Source organism: Pseudomonas sp. P1.8, from assembly GCF_001269805.1.
Taxonomy (GTDB): domain Bacteria; phylum Pseudomonadota; class Gammaproteobacteria; order Pseudomonadales; family Pseudomonadaceae; genus Aquipseudomonas.
The window spans coordinates 1-1,061 of record NZ_LHVM01000033.1; the positions used below are offsets into that span (position 1 = coordinate 1).

The following is a 1,061-nucleotide window of genomic DNA, read 5'->3' on the forward strand; positions in this document are numbered from 1 at the left end:
AGCCAAGGGACTGGCGCGCAAATGCGTCTGACGCAGCAACCGGCGCGCGCACCGGTTGCCGGCGCCACCCAGTCCGCCGATGGTGCACTGGTGGTCGCGGGCAGCCGCGGCGCCCAGACGCTGACCGTCGATCCAGCCCTCGAACCCTCAGAGCGAGAACCCAGACATGGGCAATATCAAACAAGACGCCATGCCGGTGATTCGCGCACTGCGCGATTTCGACCAACGCTCCGGCAACCTCCTCGCACGGCTGGTGTTCAACTACCGCCCGCTGTTCATGCTGCTGATGGCGCTGGCCACCGTGGTCCTGGGTTTCATGGCCGTGACGCGCCTGGAGTTGCGGCCAAGTTTCGAAAAAATGATTCCGCAGAGCCAGCCCTACATCCAGAACTTCCTGGAAAACCGCGCTTCACTGCGCGGCCTGGGCAACTCGGTGCGGGTGGTGGTCGAGAACACCCAGGGCGATATTTTCGACCCCGCTTACCTCGATGTGCTCAAGCAGGTCAACGACCAGCTGTTCCTCACCGAAGGCGTCGACCGTGCGTGGATGAAGTCGCTGTGGAGCCCGGCCGTGCGCTGGACCGAAGTCACCGAGGACGGTTTCCAGGGTGGCCCGGTGATGCCCGACAGTTATCAGGGCTCGCCTTCGGACATTGAACAGCTGCGCCAGAACATCTCCCGTGCCGGTATCGTCGGCAGCCTGGTGGCCAGCGATTTCAAGTCGACCATGCTGATCGTGCCGCTGATGGACAAGGCCGCCGCCGGCGGCCAACGCATCAACTACCACGCCTTCTCGCAGATGCTCGAAGAGCAGTTGCGCGACAAGATCGAATACGCCGGCGACAGCGCGGCGCGTAAATCCGGGGTCGAAGGCAGCGGCCATTACAAAGTCCGGGTGATCGGCTTCGCCAAACTGATGGGCGACCTGATCGACGGCCTGATCCAGGTGATGATGTTCTTCGGCCTGGCCGTGGTCACCTCGCTGATCATCATCTATGCCTACACCCGTTGCGTGCGCAGCACCCTGCTGGTGGTCGGCTGCTCGCTGGTTGCGGTGGTCT

The 1,061-nt window shown here is 63.1% G+C and carries 2 pseudogenes; both read left to right on the plus strand.

What is annotated here, in order from left to right:
* A pseudogene (locus AD668_RS30170) lies at positions 1 to 147 on the plus strand (glycosyl hydrolase); the annotation flags it as partial.
* 19 nt (positions 148 to 166) lie between these two features.
* A pseudogene (locus AD668_RS28260) lies at positions 167 to 1,061 on the plus strand (RND family transporter); the annotation flags it as partial.